The following is a 22,615-nucleotide window of genomic DNA, read 5'->3' as shown; positions in this document are numbered from 1 at the left end:
TAGAGCAACCCGTACCCCACGATCTTCGGAGATACAGCCATCACACAAGCACAGGTCGATCCGATTTACCACGGCAGCCCGTCCGTCGAAGAGGACACGATTGCCGAGGCAATCACCCCTGCCGTCGTCGCGCATCTTAAGCACAGGTCCGACGTCGTTCGTCACCGCGGGCGGTACGCCCTGGTCAACAGCGACCTCACCCCGCAGCAAGCCATGGTGTCCGATCTCCTGGCTGTCCGGGCCGCCCTGGACGCCGCGGGCATCGATTTCATTCTGGTGCGCGGAAACGATGAACGCCCCGTCATTGCCGTTGACTGGGAGTCCCGCAAGGACGTCCGCAAGGCATTGGTCACCGCGTTCCGGAACGAGCCCTTCTACTCCATGACCGTGGACGCCAAGAAGAAGACCTCCATGCTGGTAGCTGACGGCGATCTCTCGGCGAACCGGAAAGCCCGGATCTTCCGCCTCTACCGGCCCCGCGTGGAGATTGGCGGCGGACTTTGGTACGGGCCGGCGCTGGGTGTGCAGCTTGAACTGTGGAGGTTCGAGGGCGATCACTTGGAACTGCCGGTGGAGAACTCCCTCACGCGCCGGACCATGCTGCGTCAGGATGCCGTGCGCGGCACAGTCCAGCGGCATGGCCTGTCCTGGCCCACCATTGAGAACATGTTCGCCGATCACGCCAGCGACATCGACTTCGACATTGACATCGTCTTCTCCTGGGTTGATGGCAGCGATCCTGAGTACATTGCCAGGAGGCGTGCACAGCAGGCCGAGGCTGTCCTCGGTGAGGGTGATGACCACGAGGCACGCTTCCGCCAGATCAATGAGCTGAAGTACGCGTTGCGTTCGGTGCACATGTTCGCCCCGTGGATCCGGCGTATCTTCATTGCCACCGACTCCCCCGCGCCGGAATGGCTGGCCGATCACCCGTCAGTGACGATCGTCCGCAGTGAAGAGTTCTTCGCCGATCCCACCGTGCTTCCCACCCACAACTCCCAGGCCGTGGAGTGCCAGCTGCACCACATCAAGGACCTCTCGGAGCACTTCCTGTACTCCAATGACGACATGTTCTTTGGCCGTCCCGTTGGGCCGGACATGTTCTTCACTCCCGGGGGCATCACGAAGTTCATTGAGGCAGATACGCGTATTGGGCTGGGCGAGAATGATGCTGAGCGCAGCGGTTTTGAGAATGCAGCCCGCGTGAACCGCAAGCTGCTGTGGGAGCGCTTCGGCCGGATCACCACCCGGCACCTTGAGCACACTGCCGCGCCGTTGCGCCGCAGCGTGGTGGCGCAGATGGAGAAGGAGTTCCCGGCCGAGTTCGCCAAGACCGCCGGCAGCCGTTTCCGGGCCGCGGACAACATCTCCGTGACCAACTCGTTCTACCACTACTACGCACTGCTCACCGGCCGTGCCGTGACGCAGACCAGCGCCAAGGTCAGATACGTGGACTCCACCATGTGGGCCGGGCTGCACTACCTGCCCAAGCTCCTGGCGAAGCGTCACATGGATTTCTTCTGCCTCAATGACGGCAGTTTCCCTGAGGTTGAAGCCAATGAGCGCGCGGACCTGGTGACTGACTTCCTGGAGAAGTACTTCCCCGTCAAGGCGCCTTGGGAGAAGTAAAAGAGCCTGGCGAGACAAGCGGCAGCGAAGACGTGTGGGTGCCCGGCGAGGTATGGGCGCCCACCCGGGATTCGTGCGGAATGCGGATGCCCGCGGCCGCCAGCCGCCGCTGAACTTCGTCGGCGTCCAAGGGCTCGCCCACTGTGACGCCACCGGACATGGGCACCACAGAATGCACAATGGTGTGTTCGTAGACGTGGATCATGTTGTACGACTGCGCTCCGTCACGCCCCCGTTGTCCGCCGGCGCGCACCGCCAGGTCCTGGGTGTAGCACGTAGCTGAGGCGACCGATACCGGGATGCCGGCGAAGCTCGCCGTCGTGGAGTAATGCAGGTGGCCACCCAGGATGGTGCGGACGTCAGTATTACGCACGACGGCGGCCAGTGCGGCTTGGCCGCGTAGCTCCACCAACACGGCGAGGTCCTGCACGCACGGCACCGGCGGGTGGTGGAGGGCCAGGATAGTGCCGTCCGGGGCCGGGGTGGCCAGTTCATCGGCCAGCCATTCCAGTTGTGACTCTGACAGTTCACCGTAGTGGTGTCCGGGTACCGTGGTATCCAGGGTGATGATCCGGAGTCCGTTGACAAAGTAGCTGCGGTCCACGGGGTCCTGTGGCTTGCTGGCCGCAGAGGCATCAGCAAAAGCTGAGCGGAAGTTCGCCCGGTTGTCATGGTTGCCCATGGCCCAAATGGCCTTCGCCCCGAGGGAAGCGCACAACGGCTCAATCATCTCGCGGAGACGCTCGTAAGCTTCCAGCTCGCCTTTGTCCGCCAGGTCTCCCGTGAAAATGATGGCCTCGGGCCTGATCCTTGAGGCGATGATTTGTTCGCAGATCTCATTGAGCCTGGCTGCGCTGTCAACCGAGCCGTGGAGCGTGCCGGGACCACCCACCAGGTGAAGATCGCTCAGGTGCAAAAGCACATGACCTGGTTTGGGGTATTCGGCCTCGATGAGCTCCATAGCTTCGCCTTAGCGTTTGGTGGGAGACGGCTTCTCCCGTGTCATTCCAGTAGTGCCAATCCAACCAGACAACAAGCCAACAACAGGCCAACATCCGGCGGAATGTTGGAAAATTACTTTTTACCTTTCCGGTCCAGTGGCTTTACGCCAGCGCTTCTTCCAATGCTTCTATCAGGTCTTCGGAGTCAGGCTCCACTGCGGATGGGAACCGGGCAACAAGTTCTCCCTCACGGTTTATGACGAACTTCTCGAAGTTCCACTTCACTTTGACGGGCTGCCCATCAGCGTCCTGGGTCAGCTCCGCGAAGAGTGGGTGCTGCTCCTTGCCCAGGACGTTGGCTTTGCTGGTCAACGGGAAGGAAACACCGAAGTTCCGCTCACAGAATTCTGCGATTTCGTGGTCCGCGCCGGGCTCCTGCCCGCCGAACTGGTTGCAGGGCACTCCCAGGATTTCCAGGCCCTGGCCGCGGTACTTGCCGTACAGCTCCTCAAGGCCTGCATACTGGCGCGTGAAACCGCACTTCGAAGCCACGTTCACCACCAGGACCGCTTTGCCCTCAAACCGGCCGAAATCTGCTTCGGTGCCATCGTTGAAAGTAAGGGGAATGCTGTAAAGGCTGGTCATGGGATTCGCTTCCTGACGACGTCGTCCTGGCGGGATTGCCGGAGTCGAGCTTACGGGAGCTGGCGCGGGCCGCGAAACCTAGGGCGTGGGAAGGACGAGCGAGGACAACGGCACAATAACGCCGTCCGGCCGCTGGACCAGGTCCGGGGCGATCAGGATGTATCCGGGCGGAAGGATCACGGCCGGCAACGCAGATGGGAGGACCGCTGCCGGCGCGGGTGCCGGAGCCACCGGAGGGGCCGGAGCCGGCACAACTGCTTGGGTAACCACCGGGGCCGGCGCCACCACAACCGGTGCCGGCTCGACGACGGCCGGTGCCACCGGGGCTGGCTCCACCACTGCGGGTGCCACCGGGGCCGGTTCCACGGCTGCCGGCGGGACCACGGCCGATTGGAGTGAGGGAGCCAAAGGCGCCGTAGTCAACGCCGGAGGAGCGATGCTGGTTTCCGGGATGCTGGTTTCCGGGACGCTGGTGGACGGCGGTGGCGTGGTGGTCTCCGTGGGAGTCGGCGTGACTGTCTCCGTGGGAGTCGGCGTAGCTGTAACCGTGGGGGTCGGGGTTACGGTCGGCGTGGGAGTCGGAGTAGCCGTCGCCGAAGGTGAGGTGGGCGGCGTCGTGGTTTGACCCGGCGTCGTAGTTTGACCCGGCGTGGTGGCAGGCGCGGTGGTACCGCCGGAGCTGCCCGGCGGGTTGGCGCCGGTTTGCGTGGTGCCCGATGGTGCTGCCGGTGGAACGGGCAGCGGTTCCTCGTGTTCGTGCTCTCCACCAATTACAGCCCGGGTGGTGCCGTCCGATACCGGGACAGCCCACTGCGGTGTTCCCGAAGAGCCGTTGCCGACGCCGGGTTGGTAGTTCACCATGGCAATGCTCTGGAGGGCGTCAAGCTGGCGGATGGGCAGCAGCGTCCAATTGGCCGGGTCCGTATGAAGACCGTTGACGATCGTCTCAAAGTGAAGGTGGCAGCCCGTGGACCACCCGGTTGTCCCAACCTCGGCAATGACCTCACCCACGCGCACCGATTGGCCCTGGGTGACACCGATTGCCTGGAGGTGGTTGTACGTGGTGACCAGTCCGTTGCCGTGCTCGATCTCAACCCGGTTGCCACCGCCCCACACATGCCACCCGACGGCCCGCACCACACCGGCGTCGGCCGCGTACACGCGCGTGCCGCAGGCGGCGGCGTAGTCCTGGCCCCAGTGGAATTCTCCGGCCAGGCCCGTCAAAGGACTGTAGCGGTAGCCGTAGGAGGAGCTCTTGTTCAGGACCTCAAGCGGTGAGTAGAGGCTCCCTGCAGGGGGCCGGGAGAGGCCGGCGGAAGCAACAGTGAGTCCTGTGGAGCCGTCCTTGCTGACGGTGCGGACCAACGCCCGGTCAAAGTACACCATGGGCGTGCCGGCAACCTGCTGGGGTGGCTCCATGGTGGGGTCTATCACCAGGGTTTCAGTTTCCGGGGGGACCAAGGTGCCCAAGGCCCTCGGCTCCACAACACCCTGTGCCACTGATCCGGACACAGAACTGCTGGGGACAGCGTTGAAGGGCTGGAAGCCAAAAGCGAAGAACGCCAGGACGGCGAGGCTTCCGGCGATCAGAACGCGATGGAAGCCTACGGTACGGATCAGTTCTACTGCCCGGTCTGATTCATGATGCTTGCCCACAAAACACTCCCCAAAGCCAGCGGCACCAAACCCCAGCCTGGCGTGCAAGCACCATTGTTGCGGGTATGCCGGGAGAAATAAAGGCTTCCCGGGTGCCTTCTGCCGAAAGGTTGGCTCAGTTTTGGCTCAAGAATCTTGAGCAAAGCTGCTGTCCGCTTGAACGCCGCGTTGCTTCTCCTTAGCGGGTTCTGTGAATCTGGCTAAGAATGGACGGGTCCGTGATTTTGTGGTCGTTCATCAGCATGAATGCCTTGGACAGGATCGTCGCGAGCCTTCCAGCCTTTTCCTCAAAAGGCAGGAAGATTCGTTGGCCTGGTGATCCGGGTGCCTGCACTATGCAGAGGTAAGAATCGTCCGGATCCATCAGGATGTTTCCCGACCCGAGGTGGATCTTGTAGGAGCGGTGTTTTCCCTGCACGATGAGGTGGCGGTCTGATAACCGGCTGCATTGGGACAGGATTGTACGGGGAAGGATTTCGCTCAGATATTCGCGTCGGGTCTGTGCGGATTCGGAGAGTGCCGCCTTATGCGAAGCCCCCCAATAGTCCCTGACGTTACCGTTGGGATGATCTGCCCAACCCGGATCAGGCCCGATTGCTGCCACTGCGGTAAAGAGGTCGACGTCGCGCATGGCTTCGCTGAAAACTGCACGCGGTACTTCCTCCAGATCCATGGACTCCCAGGTGTCGCGGGCAACTTGCCTCTCGAACCACACCCTGTTGGTTGAGCATAGGGTTGCGCGCTCCTCTCCGGATTCCAGAAGTTCAATGCTGAAGCCCGCCCTCAGCCGATCATCGGGAAAGTCAACATACAGCTGTGTGTCCTGGCCACCGTCCCAGGAACCGAGCTGCGCGCCATGCCAATCCCGGTCTTTCATCAACGCCATCGCGCGAGGGTAGTCAAGGACATGACCGGCGAACCTGTTGGAATAGTGCCCGGTCTCCTTCTCCGCTGGAGTCAACAGATACAGTTCGCGGTAAACCTGCCTGAACGGTTGCATCAGTTGGTGGGCCCGCTGGTGTGAGCGCCAAGCCCTTACTTCCTCGACATCCCGTTCCCAGGGCTTCCAGAGAATCACGCCGGCCTCGGCGGGGATTGCGCGTGATTCCCCTTCAAGTCCCACCAGTTCCCACCCGGCGGCATTCCCAGAAGGCCGCGGATACCCGGAAAACACCACTTCTTTCCCGGTGATGGTCCACAGCAGGTTGCGGGCGGTGGTTCCAACTACCGGGTGTTCGAGGTACCGGGTACGGAACTCGGCCCCTGTCCACGCTCTCTCCGAAGCCATCAGTCGTTCGATCCTGCGGCGCTGGCTCGCCACAGCCTTTTTTGCTTCACTCACAGCCAGTTTCACGGCTGCCGCCTTCGGGGCTTTCCTGCGCTGCGCAGGTGTAATGAGTGGTTCTCCATTGGCATCAAACCAGGCGAGCTCTACACCGGGTCCACTTGATCCATACGTCAGGGAAAGTGTTGCCGTGTACCCGTCGCTGAGGAATGTCTTAGTGCCTTCCTCAGTAAACCCAAGGTTTGGGATGGCCGTTTCCAAGAGTTCCGAGGGAGCGATACCTTGTTCGGCGGAAAGTTGGTCGACGACGTTAACGAGGCGTTTATGCAGGTTTTTGTTCTTGACCACATCCCGGATCCTGGTCAGGGCACCAACCACCTCAGTGATGGAGTCCGGGTGACTTCCGGCAATCTCCAACAGCACTTCCACTCCGGCGTTGGCGCCGGTTGTGGAACGACAAACCCCGTTCCTGCCGTTGTGTCCGGCCCCCAGATAGGCGGCGGCATCACGAATGAGGGCGATATGGGCCGGTGCATCGTTCTGGAGCGCAAGCAACCAGAACGAGGCGCGCAGGACCGATCCCAGGTGCTGGGTGACACAGGAAATCTCGCCCAGGTCCGCAGTGGGTCTCCGTTCCGCAGCCAGCCCCAGAAGGACCTGTGCTACCTGCACGGCCTCCGGCTGCTCCGTCAGACGCGAGGCAGCAGCACGTTTCCACTTTGCCGTCGGCTTCAGAGCTGTCAGCTCGTTCATGAAGAGCAGCAGCCGCGCGGCCTGGTATTCGGGCATGACCGCGCTTACCGCATCACGTACCGACGGGCCGAAGTCGTCTGCATCGGAAACGTACTGCAGTGGAATGCGACCCGATTCGAAGTCGTCAGCAAGGAGTACTTCGTCAAGCTCCCGTACTTCCAGGGGCAACCCCGGCCCGTCCCGCAGTTCAGCGAGCAGTATGGCTTCCATCTGACGGGTCGCCGCTGGTATTTTCCGGCGCTCAGTTGGCTCCAGAGACACCAAGGGACCATGAAACGCTTGGCGCCAAGATGGGTAGATGTAGCGGGAGTAGGGCCGGTTGGACAGCATCCAGTCCAGCTCTTCGGCGTTCCATTCCAGCGGGGCGAGCCCCGAGAGGACTGTGAGCGACTCCTGGACGGGTGGCGGCATGTGGGCATATCCATCAGGGATACCCAAGGGTTCGTAGTACCGGTCGGCCAGGCCATACGCGTGCCTGCGTACCAGTTCGAAAGCAAGCGCGAATGCTCCCTTTTGCCCCTCCGGGGTGAGTTCCTCCAAGTAAAGGGCAAACCGTTCGCGGTATCCTTCCCGCAGTTCTCTCGCCGCATTCCACTCTGAGTACGGAGTATCGAAGAAGTCCCGTAACTGCCCCTGCTGCCCTTTTGCCAGCAGGCGCAAGCTTTCGGGCATGTCCGTTTGTCCCGTTGATTCGGCCACCCTGTTCAGCCCCCCACCAGTGGAACGAGCTTGATAAAGGTTGCTTCCGTAGCCTTGAGCACATCAATGTAATCAGAGAGATTGCAGGCCTGTTGGCCGTCAACCATCACAAAGAATGCATTTCGTTCGAAACCCCGCACTGCCGTCTCAGCCTGCTCCTCCCACTTGATGGGCTGGCGTAGGGACTTCTGGCCACCATCAGCATTGAGCTCACGCTCCTTGGTGAGAGGCTCTATCAGTCCGTTGAATTTTCCATTGGCGTTCGCGTTGTATCGTGCCACTTCTTCACGCACACGCCAGCGAATCAGTTCTTCCACAGTGATGACGTCCGGCAGTCCGGACAGCTCTGGCTGCTCCGTCCCCCCGGTTCCGGGCAATTTCTCATCGCAAATGCGCAACGACGCCATGATGCTTCCACCGATTCTCTAGGCTTTGTCCGCATCATATATGGCAGCTCTGACAACGGTGGCTGCCCCGCTGCCCATTCGGGCACTTGGGTCAGCCCAGGTTTTCCTTCAGCAACGCACGGTGTTCGACGGCGGCATTGGCGTGGAGTGTGCGGCCTGCCTCGGTGAGTTCCAGGAAAAGGGAACGGCGATCATCAACGCACGTTTCCCGGGACACCAGGCCTGCCTTTTCCAGCCGGTCCACCACCTTGGATACTGCACTCTGCGTCATGGGGGTGCGCTCCCCCAGCGCCTTCATCCGGCACGCAGATTCTTCACTCTCGGCCACGAGGTCAAGGATCTCGAACTCGTTGAGGCCGATGTCGAACTTGGCTTCAAGGGCGCGGTCGATCGCTCCGGCGGTGCGGAAGTAGGAGTTCTGGATGCTGCGCCACTGTTCCACCAATTGGCGGTCCTGCAGTTGACGGTCACGCGTCGTTGCCATGCCCTGATTCTAGTTCATGACGCCGTTGGAATCCATGTCATAAGATGACGCATCATATTCCTTGTCATTGAATGACGCGTCATGTACATTCAAAATCATGACATCACCCACCACCCTCAAAACCTCAACTGAGCCGCCTTTGGTTTCAGCAGTTCACTGGACCCGCGCCCAGTGGTTGCTGCTCATGGTTGTGTGCACCGTCCTTGCCTTGGATGGTTTGGACGTTTCCATGGTTGGCGTCGCACTGCCTTCCATCGGGCAGGAACTCAACCTGGGAACCGACTCCTTGCAGTGGATCGTCTCCGCCTACGTCCTTGGCTACGGAAGCCTGCTGCTCCTCGGAGGCCGGCTCGCGGACCTGTTGGGCCGGCGTCGAATCTTCCTTATCGCTTTGACCGTCTTCGCCGCGGCTTCATTGCTGGGCGGGTTGGTGGACGACCCCGCCATCCTGATCGCCACCCGCTTCATCAAGGGCTTGGCCGCGGCGTTCACCGCCCCCACCGGCTTCTCCATCATCACCACCAACTTCGCTGAGGGGCGCGAACGCAACAAGGCACTGTTCATCTTCACCACGTTCGGTGCCAGCGGCTTCTCGCTGGGCCTGGTGGTGGGCGGGCTGATGACCAGCCTGAGCTGGCGTTGGACGTTCCTCGTCTCGGTGCCGATCGCCGTCGTCGTGGCTTCCTGGGCATGAAATTCATTCCCAAGGACAAGCCGTCGGCGGAGAACAGCGGGCACGATCTTTGGGGAGCCGTGACGCTCGCGCTGGGCATGCTTGGCCTCGTGTACACCTTGGTTTCAGCACCTGAGCAGGGCTGGGGATCTGTGGCAACAATCGCCGGATTCGCAGTATCCATCGCCGTGCTGGCTGCCTTCGCGGTGATCGAGAACAAGGTCAAGCATCCCTTGATCCGCTTCAGCATCCTCAAGGAAGGGTGGGTGGCAAGAGCAAACCTCAGCGCGGTGGGGCTGTTCGGCTCCTACCTCAGCTTCCAGTTCATCGTCACCATGTACCTGCAATCGGTGCTGGGCTGGACGCCGCTGGGAATGGCCTTGGCCCTGCTGCCGGCAGGTCTGTTGGTGGCTACCAGCGCCCCGTTCGCGGATCGGCTCATTGAGAAGTTCGGCGCCACGCAGCTGATCCTGACCGGGCTCACGGCGCTTGGCCTGGGGTACGTCCTGTTCCTCCGGGTGGGCACCACGCCCAATTACGTGTTGGACATCCTGCCGTCCGTGGTCCTGCTGGGCATCGGCTTCGCGCTGGCGTTCCCGTCCATCAACGTCCAGGCCACTGCCGGGATCAAGGATTCCGAACAGGGTCTGGCTGCAGGTTTGATCCAGACCAGCACCCAGGTGGGAGCAGCCCTGGTCCTGGCGGTCACCACGGCCTTGGTCAGCGGACACGGTCAGGCCGCCGGAACCGTCAGCGCCCAAGCCATGCTGGAACAGTACCGTCCGGGCCTGATCCTGAGTGCCGCCGTCGCCATCGCCGCGCTGCTGGTGGCCGCCGCACCGAAACGCCGCCGCGTCCGCACCTAACCTCCGCGTTTTTGTACAGATAATGCCCTTATTCGTCGGTCATAAGGGCATTATCTGTACATAAACTCCCCTGTACAGGGCCGCAATATAGAGGTCTCATGGGATCTATGAGGAATTACCTCACGGAGTACAGGCACGAACTTCAGCGCACGTTCACGGGGACGTCGGGCACGCCTCCGGAGTGGGTGCCGCGCCTGGCTGAAGGGAACGACGCCGGATATCACCTTCCGGGCTCGGCAGTCTGGGCGGTGCATGGCCATGTGGCAACCATCGTGGCCGGGATCAGGGTTCTGCTGATGCAGGCTTTGCATCCTGGCGCTTTGGCCGGGGTTTATGAGCACTCGGGATTCCAGAAAGATCCGCTGGGCCGTTTGGCCAACACGGTGCGATGGATTTTCACCGTGACCTACGGTTCCACCGAGGCCGCCGCATCCGCTACTGCCGTGGTCCGGAAGATCCACGAGCGTGTCCGGGGTACGTATGTGGACGGCAACGGGGTCCTGCGGGAGTACGCGGCCAATGATCCCGAGCTACTCCGCTGGGTTCACGTCACCTACGCGGATTCCTTCATCACCGCCAACCGCATTTGGGGCCGGCCCATCCCCGGCGGGGCGGATGCCTACGTTCGCGAGTGGGCGGCGGCCGGACGACTCATGGGAGTTGTAGAACCGCCAGTCACCGAAGCCCAGGTCCGTGAAGAACTGGAGCAGTGGTACGCCTCCGGAGTACTCCGGGCAGATGAGCGGCTGGCCGAGACGGTGTCGTTCATCCGCTACCCGCCCCTGAGCCCGCTCCTCAAGCCCGGCTACACCATCCTGTTTGCGGCCGCCGTCGCAAGCCTTGAACCCAAGTACCGCGAGATGCTCGGTATCCGCCGCCCCCGGCTCGGTCCGGTTCCCCTGCCCGTCGTCACCGCCGCACGGGCCGTGCTGGGCATGGTCCGGTTTGCCCTGGGCGCCCACGGCCCAAGCGAACAAGCCGCCCGGCAGCGGTTGCAAAGGCTCGAGTGGTCTCCGAGAGGTTAGCTCTCATGAATTCCCCACCCGCCCCTTCCCCCACCCTTCGCCGAGGGGGTGAGCTCTCAACCCTTTCAGCCGCGAGCTCACCCCTCGGCGGGAAGGGCTAGATCAGGTGATCAGAGAGGTGGTTCGGGGTGCCGAAGCGGTGGGCAGTGATGGATACGGCCTGTTCGCGGAGGAACGGCAGCATCTCCACCCTGCCGGCCTGGGTCACAACACCGTGGTAGACCGCTACGTCCGGACGGCCACCCATGGCTGCGCTCAGCGCAGCGAAGTCGCCACCGATCAGGCGGATCCGGCCGGCGTCGAACTTTGCTGCACGGGCCAGCCACGCGGCGTCGTCCTCGATCCGGACGCTGACGCCCAGGTTCGCGAACACGCTCACCACGGCGTCAGGAAGCACGACGGCGGAGCTCACCGTCAGCTTCGAGCCCGCCGCTGCCCCGGCTGCTGCAACACGGAGAAGATCGGCGAGTCGCTCACCTTCGGACAGGCGGATGGTGACGGGGAGGGAGCGGTAGCGGAAGACGTTGCGCTCTGCGGACAGGGCGGAGACATCCTTGGTGGTGCCGAACTCGGATTCCCAGGCAGCGGCATCGCTGAAGAGTGACTGCTGAAGGCTCTGGAGTTCTTCAGCGGACACGTCCACCGACTTTGCAGCAGCGAGGATCTGCGCAGGCGCGCCCTGAAGCATAGTTCCGCGCTTGGCCTTGGCTTCAGCAGGGAGCCAGCTGCCCAGGCCCATCAGGTAGTTCGGTCCACCGGCCTTGGTACCCGCGCCCACTGCCGACTTCTTCCATCCACCGAAGGGCTGGCGCTGGACGATCGCACCGGTGATGCCACGGTTGACGTACAGGTTTCCGGCCTGGATCTTGTCCAGCCAGACGCCCATTTCGGCGGAGTCCAACGAGTGCAGGCCGGCGGTGAGGCCGTACTCGATCTCGTTCTGGATGGCGATTGCTTCTTCGAGGGTTTCGGCGGTCATGACGCCCAGGACCGGGCCGAAGAACTCCGTGAGGTGGAAGTAGGAACTGCGCTTGACTCCCGAGCGGATGCCCGGGGACCACAGGCGGCCGGTCTCGTCGAGGCGCTCGGGTTTGATGGCCCAGGCTTCACCGTCGCCCAGGGTGGTGAGGGCGTTGAGGAGCTTGCCGTTGGCGGGCTCGATGATCGGGCCCATCTGCGTGGTGGCATCCTCCGGGTAGCCCACGGTCAGGGACCGGGCGGCGTCGATCAGCTGGTTGTGGAAACGGGCGCTCTTGGCAACCGAACCCACCAGGATCACCAGCGAGGCAGCCGAGCACTTCTGGCCGGCGTGGCCGAAGGCCGAGTAAACGACGTCCTTGGCGGCAAGGTCCAGGTCGGCACTGGGGGTGACAATGATGGCGTTCTTGCCGGACGTCTCCGCGAGCAGCGGCAGGTCCTTGCGGAAGGAGCGGAACAGTTCAGCGGTTTCGTAGCCACCGGTGAGGATGACGCGGTCAACGCTCGGGTGCGAAACCAGCTGGGTGCCAAGGTCACGCTCCTCAAGCTGCACCAGTGCAAGCACTTCACGCGGCACGCCGGCTTCCCAGAGCGCATCCACCATCACCGAACCGGAGCGGCGGGCCTGCTTTGCAGGCTTGATCACGACGGCGGAGCCTGAGGCGAGCGCTGCGAGCGTGGAGCCTGCGGGGATCGCCACCGGGAAGTTCCACGGGGGTGTCACCACGGTGAGGTTGGCTGGGACGAACGTGGCGCCGTCGACCGTTTCCAGGTCCTTGGCGCGCTCGGCGTAGTAGTGCGCGAAGTCGATTGCTTCGCTGACCTCGGGGTCGCCTTGATCGATGGTCTTGCCGGTTTCGGAGGCCATGACCTCCAGCAGTTCGGCGCGACGGGCTTCGAGGACCTCACCGGCGCGGTGCAGGATGGCTGCGCGCTCGGCGGCGGGACGGGCGCCCCAGGCCTTGCCGTGGTCCACGGCGGTGGCGATGATGCGGTCCAGTTGGGCGGCGTCGGAGACCTTGGTGGATTCGACGATCTTGTTGCCCGCGGTGGAGCCGGGGATGCGCTTGAGGATCTCGCGGCCCCAGGCACGGTTGGCCGGGAGTGCCGGGTCCGTGTCCGGGGTGTTGCGGAACCCCTCCAGCGGCGCCGGCTCAGCGGGGAGACGGCGGTCCTGCTGGCGGTTGGGGCCGGGAACCTCGTCCGTCATGTTGGCCAAAGAGTCCAGGAAGCGCTTCTGCTCCCGCTTGAACAGGGCTTCGTTTTCACTGAGCTCGAACACTGCGGACATGAAGTTTTCCTGGCTGGCACCTTCTTCGAGGCGGCGGATCAGGTAGGCGATGGCGACGTCGAACTCACCCGGGTGGACTACCGGTGTGTAGAGCAGGAGGCTGCCAACATCCTTGCGGACGGCCGTGGCCTGGCCGGTTGCCATGCCCAGGAGCATTTCGAATTCAATGCCCTTGGTCACGCCACGTTCCTTGGCGAGCAACCACGCAAAGGCGACGTCGAACAGGTTGTGGCCTGCCACGCCGATGCGAACAGCATCAATGCGCTCCGGGGTGAGGGCGTAGTTGATGACGTTCTTGTAGCTGGTGTCCGAGTCCTGCTTGGTACCCCAGGTAGCCAGCGGCCAGTCGTGCAGGGATGCTTCAACCTGCTCCATGGGGAGGTTGGCGCCCTTGACCACGCGGACCTTGATGGGTGCGCCGCCCTGGGCGCGACGGGCTGCAGCCCACTCCTGGAGTTCCTGCATGGCGCCAAGGGCGTCCGGGAGGTAAGCCTGGAGGACGATGCCGGCCTCGAGGTTCTTGAACTCGGGCATGTCCAGGATGCGCTTGAACACCGCAATGGTCATGCTGAGGTCCTTGTATTCCTCCATGTCCAGGTTGATGAACTTGGGCTTGGGAAAGGACGCGGCGAGGCGGTACAGCGGGGTGAGCTTCTCCACCACGTGGTCGACGGCTTCGTCGAAGGCCCACGGGGAGTGCGGCGCCACTGTGGAGGATTCCTTGATGGAGACATAGTCAACGTCATCGCGGGCAAGGAGCTTCAGGGTGCCTTCCAGCCGGCGCTGTGCCTCGTGCTCGCCCAGGACAGCTTCGCCCAGGAGGTTCACGTTCAGGTGCACGCCGTCCTGGCGGATCTTGGCAATGGCCGGGCCGAGCTTGGCGTCGGTGGCGTCCACGATCAGGTGGCCCACCATTTCGCGAAGCACGCGACGGGCAATAGGGATCACTACCTGCGGGACGATCGGGGCCATGACGCCGCCCACGCGGACAGCGCTGCGCATGTACCACGGGAGGAACTTGGGCACCTTGGGAGCGAGCTCTGCGAGCTTGCGGCCGGCGACCGACAGGTCCTCGGGGCGGATGACGCCGTCGACGAATCCTACGGTGAAGTCCAGCCCGTTCGGGTCCTTCAGGACGCCGGCAAGGCGCTGGGCGGACACGTCCACGGGGATCTTGCTTGCTTCGGTGAGCCAGTGGCGGACCAAGGCGATGGCTTCTTGGGCCAAAGCATCGAACTGCCCGGAATCCTGGATGCGGGGGGCGGTGGCATCCGGGAGTGTGCTGGTCATGGGGGCTCCTTCTGGGACGGAGAAGTTTGTTTGTTTCCATCAGTATGGATCTACAATCACGTTAGGAAAAGCGATGTTTTCTGACGAATATGCATTACCCATCCCGAACCTTTGGAGGCCGCCTTGTTGGACGTTCGCAGGCTGCGTTTGCTGCACGAATTGAAGATCCGCGGAACCCTCGCCGAGGTGGCCGATGCCATGCAATACAGCCCTTCCTCGGTCTCCCAGCAGCTGACGTTGCTGGAAAAGGAAGCGGGCGTGGAATTGCTCCGCAAGGCCGGGCGGCGGGTACAGCTGACTCCGCAGGCGGAGATCCTGGTAGCCCACACCGCGGCCCTCCTGGAGACTCTGGAGCGCGCCGAGACCGAGCTCGCGGCTTCTCTGTCCATGGTTACCGGAACCGTCCGGCTCGCAGTGTTCCAATCCGCCGCACTTGCCCTGCTCCCGGACTTCCTCAGCATCATGCGCCAGGAGTACCCGGAGGTCCGGGTGGAGATGACCCAGCGCGAGCCGGAGACTGCCCTGTATGAGACATGGGCGCGGGACTTCGATCTTGTGGTGGCCGAGCAATACCCCGGCCACGCGGCTCCGCACCACAGCGGACTGGACCGCGTCACCCTCACCAGCGATGCCATCCGGCTGGCCACTCCCCCAGTGGGACTCGGCGGGGAAACTGTTTCCTCACTCGCTGACACTGCCGCCATGCCCTGGGTTATGGAACCGCGCGGGGCTGCCTCAAGACATTGGGCTGAGCAGGCGTGCCGTTCGGCGGGCTTCGAGCCGGATGTGCGCTACGAAACCGCGGACCTGCAAGCACAGATCCGGCTCATTGAATCCGGCAACGCAGTGGCCCTCATGCCTGACCTTGTCTGGACCGGCCGCAGCCGCACGGTCCAGCTGCTGGACCTCCCAAGCCTGCCGAAGCGAACCGTCTTCACCTCCACACGCACAGCCGGCCGCATCCACCCCGCAACTGCGGCATGCCGTGAAGTCCTGGAGAGGGTGGCGGCCGCTCATCGTCAGAGCGGGCTTGGCTCGGAGGACTAACTCACCCGCCCAGCAGACTCATGGGCCACCGCTCGTAACGCCAGGTCCCTCTACAGGGCAAAGAAAAAGGCTCCTGGACCCATAGGATCCAGAAGCCTTCCCGGCGGAGAATGGGGGATTTGAACCCCCGAGGGCGTTAACCCAACACGCGTTCCAGGCGTGCGCCATAGGCCGCTAGGCGAATTCTCCTTGCTTCCGATTCGAAAGCAGATACTACTGTACCTGAGAATTTCAGCATCGTGTAATCGGGGTGATTCGCCGGTCCGGAACACCCTCATGAATCACGCTTTAACGGAAAAATGGACGCCCCCAACGCGCCCATTCTTGCAGTACAACGTTGAGCTGCCGGGTCCGACCCCTCGCTCCCAGGCCCCGCAGCTCACAATCTTGAGATTGCCCCAATCGGTGTACATACCCATGGTCCGCTGAGGTGGGGTGTTTTGCAATGGTTGAGACCTGTTTGTAGCCGAACTTTATTGACAGGATGTCCGCATGACACAGCTGCATGCCTTGGTGGTTTACGTTCCGGAGACACACATCGAAGAGGTCCTCCTGGCCATGGGCGACGCAGGAGCCGGGAGGATCGGCGACTACTCCCACTGCGCTTTTACTTCACCAGGCACCGGTCGCTTCACGCCGCTGCCCGGAGCGCGCCCCTTCGTAGGCGAGGTGGGGATTGAGGAGCAGGTGCCCGAAACCCGGGTGGAATGCGTGGTTGAGGAGGACCTGCTCGACGGCGTTGTGCAGGCTCTGCGGGCAGCGCACCCTTACGAGGAGCCGGCTTTGATGACGTGGGCCGTGAATGGGTGGTGGTGAATCCCCACTCGACCAGCCGCCGTCGAGCCTTATCCACAGCCCTTCGAGCCGATTCGAACCCCAACCCAAGTTCGGGTAAGCTTGTCGACGGCCCCTCATGTGGCGTCATCCTGTTGAACTCCCCCAGGACCGGAAGGTAGCAAGGGTAGATGGGCTCTGGCGGGTGCATGAGGGGTCACTTACTTTAACTGTCAGTCCCTATAGGTAGGTTTCACTTGTGACTGTTACAACTGCCCTGTATCGAAGGTACCGCCCGGACTCTTTCGCGGACGTTATCGGGCAGGAACACGTCACGGAGCCGCTGATGACGGCGCTCCGCAAGAACCGCGTGAACCACGCCTACCTCTTCTCCGGTCCCCGCGGTTGTGGCAAGACCACATCGGCGCGCATCCTTGCACGCTGCCTGAACTGCGCCGAGGGCCCCACGGACACCCCCTGCGGCAAGTGCCCCAGCTGCATCGAACTGGCGCGCGGCGGGTCCGGCTCGCTGGATGTCATCGAGATCGACGCCGCCAGCCATGGTGGTGTTGACGACGCCCGCGATCTCCGCGAGCGCGCAACCTTCGCTCCGGTCCGGGACCGCTACAAAATCTTCATCATTGACGAGGCCCACATGGTCACGTCGGCTGGCTTCAACGCGCTTCTGAAGATCGTCGAAGAGCCGCCGGAACACATCAAGTTCATCTTCGCCACCACGGAGCCGGACAAGGTGATCGGAACCATCCGCTCCCGCACGCACCACTACCCGTTCCGCTTGGTCCCGCCCGAGCCGTTGATGCAGTACCTTGAACTCCTCTGCCAGCAGGAGAACGTTCCGGTAGCCCCCGGCGTGCTCTCCCTGGTTATCCGTGCGGGTGGCGGCTCTGTCCGCGATACGTTGTCCGTCCTGGATCAGCTCATGGCCGGCGCCGGACCTAACGGCCTGGACTACGAGCTCGCTGTTGCCCTGCTCGGCTACACGCACGCCTCGTTGCTCGATGACATCGTGGATGCTGTTGCTGCGGCCGACTCCGCCACCGTTTTCCGGGCAGTTGACCGGGTCATCCAGACGGGCCACGATCCCCGGCGATTCGTTGAGGACCTGCTGGAGCGCTTCCGGGATCTCATCATCGTCCAAGCCATGCCCGAGAGCGCCCAGGCAATCCTCCGTGGAATGCCTGCGGACCAGATCGCCCGCATGCGCAACCAGGCAACCAACCTTGGAGCGGCTGAGCTGTCCCGCGCCGCGGACGTTACCAACACCGCGCTGACCGAGATGACCGGTGCCACGTCGCCGCGCCTGCACCTTGAACTGCTGTGCGCACGCATTCTCCTACCCAGCGCCGAGCAAACGGAGCGAGGCATCGCTGCCCGCATCGACCGCGTTGAACGTCGCCTGAACTACACGGGCGACGCCGGTGCCCCCGCTGTTGCTGCCGCCTCACCCGCAGCTGCGGCTACTACGCCATCGGCACCTGCCGCGACTGCTGCGCCTGCAACGACGGAAACTCCCGCCATCCCGGAGCAGTCCGCTGCCGCACAGTCCGTGCCCGTGCAGTCCGTGCCCGCGCAGATCGCCCCTGCGTCCTCTGTGCCAGCGCAGTCCGTGCCCGCGCCCGCTGTGCCAGTACAGCCCGCTGCTGGTAATTCCCCTGCAGGCCAACCAGGCGCCGATCATTCTGCTGTTCAGCAGTCCGCGGACGCCGGTTCACGGGATTCCATCACCGCTCCCCGGGTGTCCACCAACGACTGGCCTGTTGAAGACCGCCCCGGCGCTGGCCGCCCACAGCAGGCTGCGGCATCACAACAGGCACCAACCCCGCAAGCTGCCGCTCCGGCCCAGGCTCAAGCTCCGGCACAAGCTGCCGCTCCGGCGCCGGCTCCAACTCAAGCTCCGGCACAAGCTGCCGCTCCGGCGCCGGCTCCAACTCAAGCTCCGGCACAAGCTGCCGCTCCGGCGCCGGCTCCAACTCAAGCTCCGGCTCAAGCTGCCGCTTCGGCCCCTGCTCCAACTCCGGGGGCCGGAGGCACGGGAGATGTGGAGGCTTTGCGTCGGGCGTGGCCGGATGTCCTGCAGACCCTGACCAAGATCAAGCGCAGCACGTGGGCGTTGGTGGAACCGAACGCGCAGGTGGCCCAGTTCGATGGCCAGGTACTGACTCTGGCATTCACAACGGGTGGCCTTGCAGGTGCGTTCGGACGCGCAGATCACTCGGAGAACCTTCGGCAAGCGATCCATAAGACCATCGGCATCGACTGCCAGATCGTCGCGGTAGCTGGCGGCAACAGCTCAGCGAGCTCTGAGCCAAACCCAAAAGCACCTACTAGCCGGGAAACTCCGGCTGCTGCGGCACCAACAGGCGCCCCGACGTCGGGTGGTGTTGGATCCCCCGCTACTACAGCAGGTGGCACGCCGGCACCGTCACCAGTCTCAGCGGTCGACTCCGCATGGGGTCTGGCACCAGCGAGCGCACCGGCAGCACAGGCCACCGCGGCCGTAACTGCCCCGGCCCAGGTGGAACGGACAGAGTCGGCACCAGCCAGCCGCGCCCAAGCCAGCCCTGCACCGGCCAGCCCCGCACCAACCCCCGGTGCTGCACCAACCGCCAGTGCTGCTCCAACCCCCAGCGCGACAGCCGCTGAGCCCATTTCCTCGACTCCCCCGGCGCCCGAGCCCCTCCAGCCGTCCGGCGATTACTCGTACTCTGATGACGATTGGGGTCCGCCGCTCGACGAGGATGCACCGCCGCTGGATGAGGAGCCTCCCGCGGACTGGGAGCCACCGTCCGGCTACGGCCGTGGAAACTCACAACCGGCCCCAGCTCCGGCACGCGAAGCAACACCGGCCCAAAGCATCCCCACGCAAGCACCATCTGCTGCCACAGCGCCCCGAGCCTCGAGCAACACCGTGTCCGAGGATCCGTGGTCCCGTGCAGTGGAGCAGGCACCGGGTACATGGGTTGTGGGCACGGAGTCCAACGTTGGTAAGAAACCGGCTGAAGACACCGCACCCGCAGCTCAGACCACCCCGGACTACCAACCAGCCGCAGCTCAGGTGCCAGCACCGACGCAGCCAGCAGACACTGCCCCCGGAGTTTACGGCCACCCCACCAACGCGGAGCAGAACCCAAGCTCCAGCTGGGATGTTGCTCCGGCGTCGAGCTGGCCTGGGACGCAATCCATGCCTGATCCCGCTGGTGGCAGCGAGCCCTCAACAAACAGTTTCACGGCGGGCAGCAGCCCATCGACTGCCCCTGCCCCGGCAACCTGGCCTTCCTTGGCCGTGCAGTCCGAGGAAGCGCACGGTTCGGTTGCCACGCTTGAGGAGGGTGCGCCGTCGGGCAGTCCGAACGGACGCCAGAGCCTGTACCAGCGGTTGACGAACAGCCCTGAAGCCCAGGCGGGCCGTGTTCAGGCGCCGGTGAGGACCCAGGCAGCGCCCGCTGCCGTGACGGAGGACATTCCCAGCCCGGAGGATGAAACCATCGAGGAATCCCGCGTCTTTGGGCGTGCCGCGGTGGAGCGTATTCTGGGCGGAAAGCTGATAGAAGAGCGCGCCTTGGACGGTTCTCCGCTACAACCCCGCTGACTCCAGCATTGATTTCAAACTTATGAGGACATTGTGTACGAAGGTGCAGTTCAAGAGCTGATTGATGAGCTCGGCCGGCTTCCCGGTGTGGGTCCAAAATCAGCACAGCGCCTGGCGTTCCACATTCTTGAGGCCGACCCTGAGGATATGAAGCGCCTGGTCACGGCCATCACCACGGTCAAGGAACGCGTGAAGTTCTGCTCCGTGTGCTTCAACGTGACCGAGCAGGAAACGTGCAACATTTGCCGTGACCAGCGCCGTGACCCGTCGGTCATCTGCGTGGTTGAGGAGTCCAAGGACGTCCTGGCCGTGGAGCGCACGCGGTCCTTCCGCGGCCGCTATCACGTGCTGGGCGGGGCCATCAATCCCATAGCGGGCGTTGGCCCGGAGCAGTTGCGTATCCGCGAACTCCTCACCCGCCTCAATGACGGCGCCATTCAGGAGATCATCATCGCCACGGATCCCAACCTTGAGGGCGAAGCCACAGCCACGTACCTTGCGCGGATGCTCAAGTCGATCGGCATCACCGTGACGCGTCTGGCCTCCGGCCTGCCCGTGGGTGGAGACCTGGAGTATGCCGACGAAGTCACGCTCGGCCGGGCCTTTGAAGGCCGGCGTAACGCGCTGTTGTAGTCTCGCAATCACAACGTCAACCGTGATGGGGGTCCTGTGCGAGAACTTGTGTATACCAGCCCAGCGCCTTCAAGGAGGTTTCGACGACGGCATTCGGCACGGGCGTCGTGATCTCTGAGTACGCTCGGCAGCCGCTCAGCCAGAACCCGAACTAGTACGCAGCCTCCGCGCGGCCAGCCAGCATCCCGACACCATCACCAGGGCGGCCACCACTGTCTGCAGCAGCAATCCCGTCAGCGCTACAGGCATGGACGGAGCGAGGCCGGCACTGGATTCCCCGTCAAGGCACGGGACCTCGCGTGACGGACCGTCGGCGGCCCATTGCAGTCCGGACAACATCCATCCAATCGGGTTGTCCGTGGGCGCCAGTTCCCCGCCCACGCTACCCAAGAGTAGAGCAGGGTTGGTGGTGGCCAGCCAGGCTACCCGGTCCGTGTGCGCCACCTCAACAGGTCGAAGATCGCCAACACACATGTAGGAGATGGTCCGTCCGGAATCGTCCCTCTCAACGTTGACTGGCACGGAAGCCTGGCCCATGCCCGTGGTGGAGGGCAGTAACAGGACTGTGACTGCCACATTTACCAGGCAAAGGAATGCCATCAGCACCACGGCCAAAGCAGCACCCGGAGTGGCTTTGGCGAAGCATCTCCGCGAACCAGCACCGATGAGCCCGAAGAGGGCTACTTCAAGGACAATGACCACGACGGCGGCACCGGCCAGCGCGGTCGGCCCGCCGACGCTGAGGCCCACCATCAGCAAAACTGAGCAAGCCGGCACGGCCAATCCCACCCCGCGCATGGCTCCTGCAAGCAGCAGTGAAGGGACGCTTCCGTTCGAATGCCTGAAGCCCCACACGGCCCCCAGCACGGCCGCTGAGAGTGCCAGGAATGCCGCCATCAGTAAATGAACGGCATCTGCGACGTCGGCGTCGAACCAACCGTTGGACTCTGCCCAGGCCACCAACGCGGCGGCTATCCCCCAAGCGAGAGCAATCCCCAGTGCGCAGGCCATCCAGAACCACCACGACGTGAAGGACTTCCGTGTGTTCCGCCACGCCTCGACGGCAGTCAAGGTGAAATTTCCAGGGGCGCGCGGCGCCCCCGTGCCTGATTTCAGGTCGCTCACCTTGGATGACTGGTCATCGATCATCCCGCCGCCGATGACTTCGTATTCGGGCTCGTTCCATCCCGGACCCGAACCGCCCGTATGGTCAGGCAAGCCGGCCATCGCCGCTCACAAACCTCATGAGTTGGATGGTACGCCCGGCATGCCCCAACCGATACGCCGAGGCTGCAAGGTTTCGAGGCACCGGCTTTCACGGAGAGATCCCAGCCGAACGTGTCACCATGGGCCCATGGCATCCCTCAACGGTGTTTTCAGGCGTCCTCGTCCCATCAAACCGGCACCCGGGCAGGAATCGGTGTGGGATTACCCGCGCCCTCCCCGGGTTGAGCCCCGATCTGAACGGATTGTGGTGCGGCTGGGTGGCCAGGTGATTGTGGACACCACCAATGCCGTGAGGGTTCTTGAGACCAGCCATCCCCCGGTTTACTACGTGCCGTTGGATGCCTTCCCGGACGGTGTGCTGGTCCCGGTTGGCGGCACCACTTTTTGCGAGTTCAAGGGTGAGGCCAGCTACTTCACCCTCACCGCCGGCGGCACTGTTGTTGAACGTGGCGGATGGACGTACCCGCAGCCCACCCGGGGCTTCGAAGCGCTCAGCAGCCGGGTAGCCCTGTACCCCGAACGCATGGATTCCTGCGAGATTGACGGCGAGCAGGTGACCTTCCAGGAGGGCGGCTTTTACGGTGGCTGGATCACCCGGAACATCGTGGGCCCGTTCAAGGGTGGTCCGGGTACTGCGGGATGGTAAGTGCAGGTGGCCGCTATATGGTCACAATTCCTACCAGCCCTGCACGCGGCGATAAA

At 63.4% G+C, this 22,615-nt stretch carries 17 protein-coding genes, 1 tRNA gene and 1 other RNA gene; 10 read left to right on the top strand and 9 right to left on the bottom strand.

Annotation, left to right across the window (positions count from 1 at the left end; genetic code table 11):
- Positions 1–39 precede the first annotated feature (39 nt).
- Positions 40–1,629, top strand: coding sequence for a stealth family protein (locus ABI796_RS03275; protein ID WP_373092919.1), 1,590 nt, complete (start codon positions 40–42; stop codon positions 1,627–1,629).
- Here the strand turns inward: ABI796_RS03275 and ABI796_RS03270 are convergent.
- The 6 genes from ABI796_RS03270 to ABI796_RS03245 form a co-directional block, all read right to left on the bottom strand.
- Positions 1,607–2,590 (bottom strand): phosphodiesterase, encoded by a 984-nt coding sequence (locus ABI796_RS03270; protein ID WP_141283260.1) that lies wholly within the window; start codon positions 2,588–2,590, stop codon positions 1,607–1,609. The genes ABI796_RS03275 and ABI796_RS03270 overlap by 23 nt on opposite strands.
- 142 nt (positions 2,591–2,732) lie before the next feature.
- Positions 2,733–3,215 carry a glutathione peroxidase gene (locus tag ABI796_RS03265; protein ID WP_141283261.1) on the bottom strand — a complete coding sequence of 161 codons (483 nt, stop codon included), beginning with the start codon at positions 3,213–3,215 and terminating at the stop codon, positions 2,733–2,735.
- Between the two features lie 78 nt (positions 3,216–3,293).
- A complete protein-coding gene (locus ABI796_RS03260; RefSeq protein ID WP_141283262.1) occupies positions 3,294–4,871 on the bottom strand; it encodes a M23 family metallopeptidase in 1,578 nt (525 codons plus the stop codon).
- Between the two features lie 178 nt (positions 4,872–5,049).
- The gene (locus tag ABI796_RS03255; RefSeq protein ID WP_141283263.1) at positions 5,050–7,581 is read right to left on the bottom strand and encodes a DUF4132 domain-containing protein; all 2,532 of its coding nucleotides are present in this window, start codon (positions 7,579–7,581) and stop codon (positions 5,050–5,052) included.
- 32 nt (positions 7,582–7,613) lie between these two features.
- The gene (locus tag ABI796_RS03250; RefSeq protein ID WP_141283264.1) at positions 7,614–8,015 is read right to left on the bottom strand and encodes a hypothetical protein; all 402 of its coding nucleotides are present in this window, start codon (positions 8,013–8,015) and stop codon (positions 7,614–7,616) included.
- A gap of 91 nt (positions 8,016–8,106) precedes the next feature.
- The gene (locus tag ABI796_RS03245; protein WP_141283265.1) at positions 8,107–8,499 is read right to left on the bottom strand and encodes a MarR family winged helix-turn-helix transcriptional regulator; all 393 of its coding nucleotides are present in this window, start codon (positions 8,497–8,499) and stop codon (positions 8,107–8,109) included.
- 97 nt (positions 8,500–8,596) lie between these two features.
- Here ABI796_RS03245 and ABI796_RS03240 point away from each other — a divergent pair, with 97 nt between their 5' ends.
- The 3 genes from ABI796_RS03240 (at position 8,597) to ABI796_RS03230 (ending at position 11,063) form a co-directional block, all read left to right on the top strand.
- A complete protein-coding gene (locus ABI796_RS03240; protein ID WP_281283977.1) occupies positions 8,597–9,193 on the top strand; it encodes an MFS transporter in 597 nt (198 codons plus the stop codon).
- Complete coding sequence (locus ABI796_RS03235; RefSeq protein WP_281283978.1) at positions 9,139–10,038, top strand: MFS transporter; 900 nt, start codon at positions 9,139–9,141, stop codon at positions 10,036–10,038. The genes ABI796_RS03240 and ABI796_RS03235 overlap by 55 nt, the downstream gene beginning before the upstream one ends.
- A 98-nt stretch (positions 10,039–10,136) precedes the next feature.
- The gene (locus tag ABI796_RS03230) at positions 10,137–11,063 is read left to right on the top strand and encodes an oxygenase MpaB family protein (RefSeq protein ID WP_141283266.1); all 927 of its coding nucleotides are present in this window, start codon (positions 10,137–10,139) and stop codon (positions 11,061–11,063) included.
- A gap of 97 nt (positions 11,064–11,160) precedes the next feature.
- Here the strand turns inward: ABI796_RS03230 and ABI796_RS03225 are convergent, their stop codons facing one another.
- Positions 11,161–14,622 (bottom strand): bifunctional proline dehydrogenase/L-glutamate gamma-semialdehyde dehydrogenase, encoded by a 3,462-nt coding sequence (locus ABI796_RS03225; protein WP_141283267.1) that lies wholly within the window; start codon positions 14,620–14,622, stop codon positions 11,161–11,163.
- A gap of 123 nt (positions 14,623–14,745) precedes the next feature.
- Here ABI796_RS03225 and ABI796_RS03220 point away from each other — a divergent pair, with 123 nt between their 5' ends.
- A complete protein-coding gene (locus ABI796_RS03220) occupies positions 14,746–15,669 on the top strand; it encodes a LysR family transcriptional regulator (RefSeq protein ID WP_141283268.1) in 924 nt (307 codons plus the stop codon).
- Positions 15,670–15,773: 104 nt separating this feature from the next.
- Here ABI796_RS03220 and ABI796_RS03215 read toward each other — a convergent pair.
- Positions 15,774–15,858: transfer RNA gene (locus ABI796_RS03215), tRNA-Ser, on the bottom strand.
- A gap of 303 nt (positions 15,859–16,161) precedes the next feature.
- On the opposite strand from ABI796_RS03215, the gene ABI796_RS03210 reads away from it, so the two are divergent.
- From ABI796_RS03210 to recR, 4 genes are all read left to right on the top strand, one after another.
- Positions 16,162–16,485, top strand: coding sequence for a hypothetical protein (locus tag ABI796_RS03210; RefSeq protein ID WP_141283269.1), 324 nt, complete (start codon positions 16,162–16,164; stop codon positions 16,483–16,485).
- An 86-nt stretch (positions 16,486–16,571) separates the two neighbouring features.
- Positions 16,572–16,668: signal recognition particle sRNA small type (ffs, locus tag ABI796_RS03205), an RNA gene on the top strand.
- Positions 16,669–16,702: 34 nt separating this feature from the next.
- The gene (locus tag ABI796_RS03200) at positions 16,703–20,053 is read left to right on the top strand and encodes a DNA polymerase III subunit gamma and tau (protein ID WP_303446707.1); all 3,351 of its coding nucleotides are present in this window, start codon (positions 16,703–16,705) and stop codon (positions 20,051–20,053) included.
- A gap of 33 nt (positions 20,054–20,086) precedes the next feature.
- Positions 20,087–20,686, top strand: coding sequence for a recombination mediator RecR (recR, locus tag ABI796_RS03195; RefSeq protein WP_090824658.1), 600 nt, complete (start codon positions 20,087–20,089; stop codon positions 20,684–20,686).
- Between the two features lie 135 nt (positions 20,687–20,821).
- On the opposite strand, the gene ABI796_RS03190 is transcribed toward recR, so the two are convergent.
- Positions 20,822–21,913: a hypothetical protein gene (locus ABI796_RS03190; RefSeq protein WP_246095760.1), complete on the bottom strand. Its 1,092-nt coding sequence runs from the start codon at positions 21,911–21,913 to the stop codon at positions 20,822–20,824.
- Between the two features lie 127 nt (positions 21,914–22,040).
- Here ABI796_RS03190 and ABI796_RS03185 point away from each other — a divergent pair, with 127 nt between their 5' ends.
- A complete protein-coding gene (locus ABI796_RS03185) occupies positions 22,041–22,559 on the top strand; it encodes a DUF427 domain-containing protein (protein WP_141283271.1) in 519 nt (172 codons plus the stop codon).
- The last annotated feature ends 56 nt before the right edge of the window (positions 22,560–22,615 follow it).

The organism is Paenarthrobacter aurescens (assembly GCF_041549525.1).
GTDB classification, from domain to species: Bacteria; Actinomycetota; Actinomycetes; order Actinomycetales; family Micrococcaceae; genus Arthrobacter; species Arthrobacter aurescens.
Note: the sequence above shows the minus strand (reverse complement) of the source record. Positions and strands in the feature narration are given on the sequence as shown.

Coding starts and splice junctions, on each gene's coding strand:
- ABI796_RS03270 (WP_141283260.1), bottom strand. CDS start 2,590: ATGGAGCTCATCGAGGCCGAATACCCCAAACCAGGTCATGTGCTTTTG.
- ABI796_RS03265 (WP_141283261.1), bottom strand. CDS start 3,215: ATGACCAGCCTTTACAGCATTCCCCTTACTTTCAACGATGGCACCGAA.
- ABI796_RS03255 (WP_141283263.1), bottom strand. CDS start 7,581: ATGCCCGAAAGCTTGCGCCTGCTGGCAAAAGGGCAGCAGGGGCAGTTA.
- ABI796_RS03250 (WP_141283264.1), bottom strand. CDS start 8,015: ATGGCGTCGTTGCGCATTTGCGATGAGAAATTGCCCGGAACCGGGGGG.
- ABI796_RS03245 (WP_141283265.1), bottom strand. CDS start 8,499: ATGGCAACGACGCGTGACCGTCAACTGCAGGACCGCCAATTGGTGGAA.
- ABI796_RS03240 (WP_281283977.1), top strand. CDS start 8,597: ATGACATCACCCACCACCCTCAAAACCTCAACTGAGCCGCCTTTGGTT.
- ABI796_RS03230 (WP_141283266.1), top strand. CDS start 10,137: ATGGGATCTATGAGGAATTACCTCACGGAGTACAGGCACGAACTTCAG.
- ABI796_RS03225 (WP_141283267.1), bottom strand. CDS start 14,622: ATGACCAGCACACTCCCGGATGCCACCGCCCCCCGCATCCAGGATTCC.
- ABI796_RS03210 (WP_141283269.1), top strand. CDS start 16,162: ATGACACAGCTGCATGCCTTGGTGGTTTACGTTCCGGAGACACACATC.
- ABI796_RS03190 (WP_246095760.1), bottom strand. CDS start 21,913: ATGGCCGGCTTGCCTGACCATACGGGCGGTTCGGGTCCGGGATGGAAC.
- ABI796_RS03185 (WP_141283271.1), top strand. CDS start 22,041: ATGGCATCCCTCAACGGTGTTTTCAGGCGTCCTCGTCCCATCAAACCG.